Raw genomic sequence first — 7,831 nt, forward strand, 5'->3', positions numbered from 1 at the left:
GTTGTTTCGTATTTATGCGGCCACATCATTGGCTTTGTCTACCATGCAACACTTATGGTTAGGCGGCTACATCACTGGCTGTATCTACCATGCAACACTTGTGTATAACATGGTATTCAAACTCTTCCCGGAAATGCTTAATGAAACTTTGCACCGGCCAGGCGGCAGCATCACCTAGTGCACAAATCGTATGACCTTCAATTTTGTTGGCCACATCGACTAACATGTCGATGTCTTGCATTTTGCCCTGCCCGTTCTCAAGTCTTGTAAGCACCCGATGCAACCAGCCAGTACCTTCGCGACACGGGGTACACTGGCCACAAGATTCGGCATCGTAAAATTGTGAAATACGTTTAAGTAAATTCACCATACAGGTAGAGTCATCAATAATGACAACCGCACCTGAGCCGAGCATTGAACCCGCCTCTTGCAGGGATTCGTAATCCATATCGGCTTTAAGAATATCCTCAGCTGGGACTACCGGCACCGAAGATCCACCCGGTATGACCGCTTTAAGCTTGCGACCAGTGGTCACTCCCCCAGCCAGCTCAAGTAATTTGGTGAAGGGCGTGCCCAAAGGGATCTCGAAATTGCCGGGATTGTTTACGTGCCCGCTGACCGAGAATAATTTAGTACCACCTGATTTTTCTGTGCCAAAGGCTTTGAACCATTCTCCGCCATTACGGATAATGGCCGGAACCGAGGCAAAAGTTTCGGTGTTATTTACTGTGGTTGGCTTGCCATACAAACCGTAATTAGCCGGAAATGGCGGCTTGAAACGCGGTTTGCCCTGTTTGCCTTCCAGTGACTCAAGTAAGGCCGTTTCCTCACCACAAATGTACGCACCGGCACCAATGTGGCAATACAGATCAAAATCCACGCCGGAATTCAAGATATCTTTTCCCAGCATTCCGTGAGCATACGCTTCTTGTAAGGCTTGTTCGAAACGCGGGATCGGCTCCCCTAAAAACTCGCCACGAATATAGTTATAGCCTGCTGTGCAGCCCATCACGTAAGCGCCAATGGCCATGCCTTCAATAATTGAATGCGGGTTATAGCGAATAATATCGCGGTCTTTGCAAGTGCCCGGCTCTGATTCGTCAGAGTTACACACTACGTATTTTTGCCCCGTTGCATTACGCGGCATAAAACTCCATTTCAGACCGGTTGGGAAGCCCGCACCGCCACGACCTCGCAGACCCGATTTCTTGACTTCTTCAAGCACGTCTTCCGGCGAGATCTTTTCGGTCAGGATCTTTTTCCAGGCTTCATAACCACCAGTTTTGAGATAATTCTCATAAGTCCACGGCTCATCGAACTGTAGCGTTTCATAACAAACCGAATTTTGTTGCACGTCTGTCATATCAGTCTATTCCGTCCAGAATGGCATCAATCTTTTCAGGTGTTAAGGATTCATAATAATGATGGTCGATCATCATCATGGGACCACCCGCACAGGCCGCCAGACATTCTTCTTCTTTTTTCAAATAGAACTTGCCGTCCGGTGTGGACTCGCCCATCTTGATCCCGAGCTTTTTCTCGACATGCGCCAGAATATTATCCGATCCCATTAACATGCAAGAAATATTGGTACACACCGAAACGTGTAATCGTCCGCAAGGTTTAGTTTCAAACATGGAATAAAATGTGGCAACTTCATAAACCTGAACCGGCGGTAAATCCAATTGTTTGGCAATATCGTCCATCAATGCTTTGGTCAGGTAGCCGTGATTTTGATGCTGCGCCACTTGCAAGGCCGATAGAACCGCCGAACGTTTCTGGTCGGCCGGATACTTGGCAACGTATTTTTCAATTTCAGCGATACTGTGCGCTGATAATTTATTGCTATTTTTTTCGGTATGTTCAGACATAATAAATTTACTAATGTTTAAGCGTGACCGCCTAGCGATCAACCTCGCCAAATACAATATCCTGGGTTCCAATAACAGCCACTACGTCGGCAAGCATGTGCCCACGTACCATCTCATCAATTGCACTGAGATGTGCAAAGCCGGGAGCACGCACCTTTAAACGGAACGGTTTATTTGCGCCATCGGAGATCACATAACAACCAAACTCGCCTTTAGGATGTTCAACCGCCGCATAGGCTTCACCCTCCGGAACACAATAGCCTTCGGTGAAAAGTTTAAAGTGATGGATCATGGACTCCATGTCGTCTTTCATTTCCATACGACTCGGTGGTGCCACCTTGTGGTTATCACTCATCACCGGGCCCGGATTGGCACGCAACCAGTCTATGCATTGCTTAATAATGCGGTTAGATTGACGCAACTCTTCAACCCGCACTAAATAACGATCGTAGCAATCGCCATTGAGACCGATCGGGATGTCAAAATCGAGATCTGCATAAACTTCATAGGGTTGTTTTTTGCGTAAGTCCCAGGCAATTCCCGAGCCGCGCAACATTGCACCGGTAAAGCCTAGTTGCTTGGCGCGCTCGGGAGTAACTACACCGATATTTACCGTACGCTGTTTCCAGATACGGTTATCGGTTAACAGGGTTTCGTATTCATCCACACAAGCCGGGAAGCGCTTTGTGAAATCTTCAATAAAGTCGAGCATCGAACCACTGCGCTGTGCGTTAAGTACATCCACTTCTTTTTGGGTTTTCCATTTTGAGGCCTGGTACTGCGGCATGCTGTCTGGCAAATCCCGATAGACTCCACCCGGACGGTAATAGGTTGCGTGCATGCGCGTACCCGAGACCGCTTCATAACAATCCATCAAGTCTTCGCGTTCACGGAAACAATACAGAAACATGGTCATGGCGCCGATATCCAGACCGTGCGCACCCAGCCACATCAAGTGGTTAAGAATACGAGTGATCTCGTCAAACATCACACGAATATACTGAGCGCGAATTGGCACATCGATTTCGAGTAATTTTTCCAAAGCCATCACGTAACCATGTTCATTGCACATCATGGAAACGTAATCGAGTCGGTCCATGTACCCAATACTTTGATTAAATGGCTTACTCTCGGCCAGTTTTTCAGTGCCCCGATGCAACAGGCCCACGTGCGGGTCGGCCTTTTGCACCACTTCGCCATCCATCTCCAGGACCAGTCGTAACACACCATGTGCTGCAGGGTGTTGTGGACCGAAGTTCAGGGTGAAGTTTTGTATTTCACTCATTGCTCTGCACCATCTTGCACACTTGGTTGTTCTTCAGTGGAATCAACTGTGTAGCGATTGTCGTGTCGGATCACCTTGGGCACCAGCACGCGTGGTTCAATACTGACCGGTTCGTAGGCAACACGTCCTTTTTCAGGATCGTAACGCACTTCAACGTGTCCGGTAAGCGGGAAATCTTTTCGAAACGGATGACCCATAAAACCATAGTCGGTCAAGATGCGACGAAGATCAGGGTGACCTTCAAATAATATGCCGTAAAGGTCAAACGCCTCGCGTTCATACCAATTGGCCGAAGCCCAGACTTCCAGACAACTTGGCACAATTGGTGGATCTCCGTCGGCAATGCGTACGCGCACTCTCAGGCGATGGTTTTTCTCGACTGACAACAAGTGATAGACCACGGCAAAGCGTAGATCATTGTTTTCAGCTTCAATATTGTTACGTACAGCCCCACGTGTGAAACCACTGCTGGTTGCAGATTCGGTTTTCCATTCGCTTTCGCCATAACTTAAATAGTCAACACCACAAAGGTCGATCAGTGTATCGAAGGCGAAAGCAGGATTGTCACGTAACTCGGTCAGAACACTGATCAGGTTTGGCAAACTGACTTCTATTGTCAGCTCATCCGCGACAGAATTCACGAATTCAAGCTTTGCACCCAGACCCGCCTGCAGGTTTGTGCGTAATTGTTGTAAGCGTGTGGCTCTGTTCATAAGTCGGTCTTAACTTCGCTTGATTGTATTTGTGCGTTTAATTTTTTTCTGCAACTGGATAATTCCATACAACAATGCTTCTGCCGTCGGTGGACATCCCGGCACATAAACATCCACCGGGACTATGCGGTCACAGCCACGCACAACAGCGTATGAATAATGATAATAACCACCACCATTCGCACAAGAACCCATGGAGATAACCCAGCGCGGTTCTGGCATCTGGTCATACACTTTTCGCAAAGCCGGCGCCATTTTATTCACCAGGGTTCCCGCCACGATCATGACATCGGATTGGCGTGGGCTGGGTCGAAAAACCACACCAAATCTATCAAGATCGTAACGTGAGGCTCCGGCATGCATCATTTCAACCGCGCAACAAGCCAGACCAAAGGTCATTGGCCACATCGACCCGGTACGCGCCCAGTTGATCAGGGTGTCTATTTTTGTAGTCACTACTCCGGTTTTTTCCGCTGTGCCCGGAACCGGAAAATCTTTGACTATTTGTGAGTTTTCTAGTGTTTGCATAAGTAATTATTCTGGCAATTATTCGGGCATTTTATTCAGGAGCGGGGATCAATCCCATTCCAGCGCGCCTTTTTTCCAAAGATAGGCGAATCCGACGATTAACTCGACCATAAAAATAATCATGACCCAAAGACCGATCGGCCCGATGTCATCCAGGGCAACCGCCCAGGGCACCAGGAAGGCGATCTCCAGATCAAAAAGAATAAACAGGATTGCGACCAGGTAATATCGCACATCAAATTGCATGCGAGAATCTTCAAAAGCTTCAAACCCACACTCATAGGAGGAAAGTTTCTCGGCGTCGGGTTTTTTGGGGCTAAGCAAAAAGCCCACGATCATCAGGGCACAGCCGATACCGGCAGCGATGCCTAGAAATATAAGAACCGGCAAATAATTTTGCAGCATATTTCAGTTAAACCCCAATACAAGACCGGTGCAATGACCCGTCAATTAAAATGGTGCCGATGGCCAGACTCGAACTGGCACGGCTCGCGCCACTGCCCCCTCAAGACAGCGTGTCTACCAATTCCACCACATCGGCTTTTTTGATACCTTTGGGTATCTTTTCACTTATTCTGAATCCGGCACATCCGCAACCGGTTCAACCTCACTCTCACTGGATTCGGCAGCAGTTTCAGGTGTCTCCACCGGCTGCGCCGTGACAATTGCACCATCAGCCGTTGTACCGGAAACTTCCGGTAGTGTGTTCATGACATTGTCCGGGTCCACATCACCCGGTAACGGTGAAGCCACAGGTAAACTGTCGCCTTCTTCCTGAACTTCTTCAACGGTATCCAAAATACTGGTTACCGGCTTTTGATTATTGTAAACATAAGCCAAGGCAAGACTGGTGCATATAAACCCGATAAATAACCACTTGGTGGTTTTGGTCAGGAAAGTGCCCGAACCGGCCGCGCCAAATACGGTACCTGAGGCTCCGGCACCAAATGCCATACCGGCATCCGAACCCTTACCACGTTGGATAAGAATAATTGCAACCAGCAGAATTCCCAACATGATGTGGGCCGCCATTACAAATGTTTGTAAAGTTTCAGACATAATATTTTTTTAACCTGTGTGTTGCACTGTTTTCAATCTATCGTCAATTCCTGCTCAAGCACATAAGAAACGCCCAGTAAAACTGATGTTCTGATCAGCCCTGAGCGTATCGTGTTTTTATCTATTAAACAGAATAAGTAAACTGTATTCTATTAAGCGGCGGACTCGATAATTTTGACAAAATCAGCGGCGTTCAATGCTGCTCCACCTATAAGCCCACCGTCGATATCAGGCATGGCAAAAATCTCTTCCGCATTGCCGGGTTTTACGCTTCCTCCATAGAGGATTCGAATATCATCCGCTATTTTACCACTTCGTTCAGCCAGCATTTGACGAATCTCCTGATGAATATCCTGGGCCTGCCGGGGAGATGCGGTTTTCCCTGTGCCTATTGCCCAAACCGGTTCGTACGCAATAACCGCTTTGGCGAAAGCATTTATGCCTGCAATGTCGATTACGGCATCGAGTTGGCGCTTGATGACACTGATCGCATTTCCAGCAGCGCGCTCATCCAGAGACTCACCAATGCACAGTATTGGATTTAATCCAGCTTCAGCAGCAGCTTTGAATTTACGACCCACAATTGTGTCTGTTTCGGCATAAAGATTACGGCGTTCAGAATGACCTACGATCACGTAAGAACAGGTGAGGTCTTTGAGCATGAATGCACAAATTTCCCCGGTGAATGCACCCGGTGATTCCGAACTGACGTTTTGAGCACCTAGTTTCAAGGGAGTATTCTCAAGCGCACGCGCAGCCGTTTCCAGATAGACATAGGGAGGACAAACGAGGATATCAACATTGGGTTCTGCAATTGCATCGTCATTACCCGATTCGTCGTTGTCCTCTGAATTGATCTGATCAATGATAGACCCGATCAATGCATTGGTTAACTCGAACGAGCCATTCATTTTCCAATTGCCGGCAACCAGTGGTTTTCTCATAATGCTATTAGCCCCAAGAAGCGTCATTGCCGACTCGGCTTTGATCGCTTACTGTGAAATTTGCGCGCATGTTAGCAGCTCTTGTTAATAAATCAACTGTTCGCGATCAGAGCCTGAAATTTAGTCGCATAACAAGTACTTAGAGATTTTCGAGCTAGTAAACAAACAGGCTTGATTCTAAAGACTTAAGCCTTTTAGCGTGTCACCGATCTCATGGGCCAGTTTAGTGACCAGGCCCGGATTCTCGCCTTCCACCATGACCCGCACGACGGGCTCCGTGCCTGACGGTCTGAGGACTATACGTCCATTGCTGCCCAGTTGTTTTTGTGATTCGCGCATTACGGACTGGGTTTTGAAGTGATCAACGGCTTGTTTTTTATCATTTATATTAATATTTACAATAACTTGCGGATATTTCTTAAAGCCTTGTTTAAGTTCATTGATGCTTTTACCGGTGGACTGCATAACTGCAACAAGTTGTAATGCAGCGATCAGTCCATCCCCGGTTGTTGCATGGTCAAGGCATATTAGGTGCCCGGATGTTTCGCCCCCAAAGCGTCCTTGATGTTCGTGCATCAGCCTCAGAACATGTTTATCGCCGACCCTGGCTCGCATAAATTCGATTCCCAACTCTCTAAATGCAACCTCAAGACCCATATTGGTCATGGATGTACCCACCACTGGCGAGGTTAACGGGTCTTGTTGATGCGCATGATTTGCCAAAATAAACAGGATCTCATCTCCATCCACAGTTTCGTATTTCTCGTCGACCACAACCAGCCGATCCCCGTCACCATCAAAAGCAAATCCCACTTGTGCTTCATTGGACTTAACTGCATTTTCCAAGGGTTTGGTATGGGTAGAGCCGCACTTGTTATTAATATTACAGCCATTAGGTGTGTCACCAATCATTGTAATATGAGCACGTAATTCTTCGAAAACCATTGGGGCTATTCGATAAGTGGCACCATGTCCGGCATCCAGAACAATTTTCATGTCATCAAGATTCAAACGCGGCACACTGTCTTTTACAAAATCCATATAATCGCGCTGTGCTGAAAAAATTGCATGTGATTGACCAATCTTATCGTCTTGATTAGTAACAATTGCATTTTCTATTGCCTGCTCGATCAGTTGTTCTTGCTCGGCAGAAAGCTTGCCTCCGTCTGCGTTAAAAAACTTAATGCCATTGTCGTAATATGGATTATGCGATGCACTGATTACTATGCCGAGATTGGCTTTGTATTTTCGTGTTAAAAATGCCACTCCGGGCGTCGGCATGATACCAGCGAGTTGCACATTCACCCCTGCAGCCTGTAAACCTGCCGATATGGCGGCTTCAATGACCCCGCCAGATATCCGTGTATCACGACCGATCACCACTGAACCCGTCGAGTTTAATAATGAAAGCCCGACGGCATTACCGACTTT

General features: G+C 47.4%; 9 protein-coding genes and 1 tRNA gene. All 10 read right to left on the reverse strand.

From position 1 onward, the window contains the following. Positions 1–58: 58 nt before the first annotated feature. Positions 59–1,363 carry an NADH-quinone oxidoreductase subunit NuoF gene (gene nuoF / locus HKN88_03090; GenBank protein ID NNC97038.1) on the reverse strand — a complete coding sequence of 435 codons (1,305 nt, stop codon included), beginning with the start codon at positions 1,361–1,363 and terminating at the stop codon, positions 59–61. Between the two features lies 1 nt (position 1,364). Continuing rightward, positions 1,365–1,871, reverse strand: coding sequence for an NADH-quinone oxidoreductase subunit NuoE (gene nuoE / locus HKN88_03095; protein ID NNC97039.1), 507 nt, complete (start codon positions 1,869–1,871; stop codon positions 1,365–1,367). Between the two features lie 31 nt (positions 1,872–1,902). Further along, on the reverse strand, positions 1,903–3,156 hold the full coding sequence (locus tag HKN88_03100) for an NADH-quinone oxidoreductase subunit D (protein NNC97040.1): 1,254 nt from the start codon (positions 3,154–3,156) through the stop codon (positions 1,903–1,905). Next, positions 3,153–3,869 (reverse strand): NADH-quinone oxidoreductase subunit C, encoded by a 717-nt coding sequence (locus HKN88_03105; GenBank protein NNC97041.1) that lies wholly within the window; start codon positions 3,867–3,869, stop codon positions 3,153–3,155. The genes HKN88_03100 and HKN88_03105 overlap by 4 nt, the downstream gene beginning before the upstream one ends. Before the next feature lie 9 nt (positions 3,870–3,878). Beyond that, entirely contained in the window at positions 3,879–4,397 is a 519-nt protein-coding gene (locus HKN88_03110) for an NADH-quinone oxidoreductase subunit B (GenBank protein ID NNC97042.1), read from the reverse strand. Between the two features lie 48 nt (positions 4,398–4,445). Beyond that, complete coding sequence (locus HKN88_03115) at positions 4,446–4,802, reverse strand: NADH-quinone oxidoreductase subunit A (protein NNC97043.1); 357 nt, start codon at positions 4,800–4,802, stop codon at positions 4,446–4,448. A gap of 51 nt (positions 4,803–4,853) precedes the next feature. Beyond that, positions 4,854–4,938: transfer RNA gene (locus HKN88_03120), tRNA-Leu, on the reverse strand. Between the two features lie 29 nt (positions 4,939–4,967). Beyond that, complete coding sequence (gene secG, locus HKN88_03125; protein NNC97044.1) at positions 4,968–5,456, reverse strand: preprotein translocase subunit SecG; 489 nt, start codon at positions 5,454–5,456, stop codon at positions 4,968–4,970. 152 nt (positions 5,457–5,608) lie between these two features. Further along, positions 5,609–6,400, reverse strand: coding sequence for a triose-phosphate isomerase (locus tag HKN88_03130; GenBank protein NNC97045.1), 792 nt, complete (start codon positions 6,398–6,400; stop codon positions 5,609–5,611). A 177-nt stretch (positions 6,401–6,577) separates the two neighbouring features. Then, positions 6,578–7,831, reverse strand: a 1,254-nt coding sequence (gene glmM / locus HKN88_03135; protein ID NNC97046.1) for a phosphoglucosamine mutase, incomplete at its 5' end; no start/stop codon positions are given.

It is taken from the genome of Gammaproteobacteria bacterium, assembly GCA_013001575.1.
In the GTDB taxonomy this organism is placed as follows: Bacteria; Pseudomonadota; Gammaproteobacteria; order Steroidobacterales; family JABDMI01; genus JABDMI01.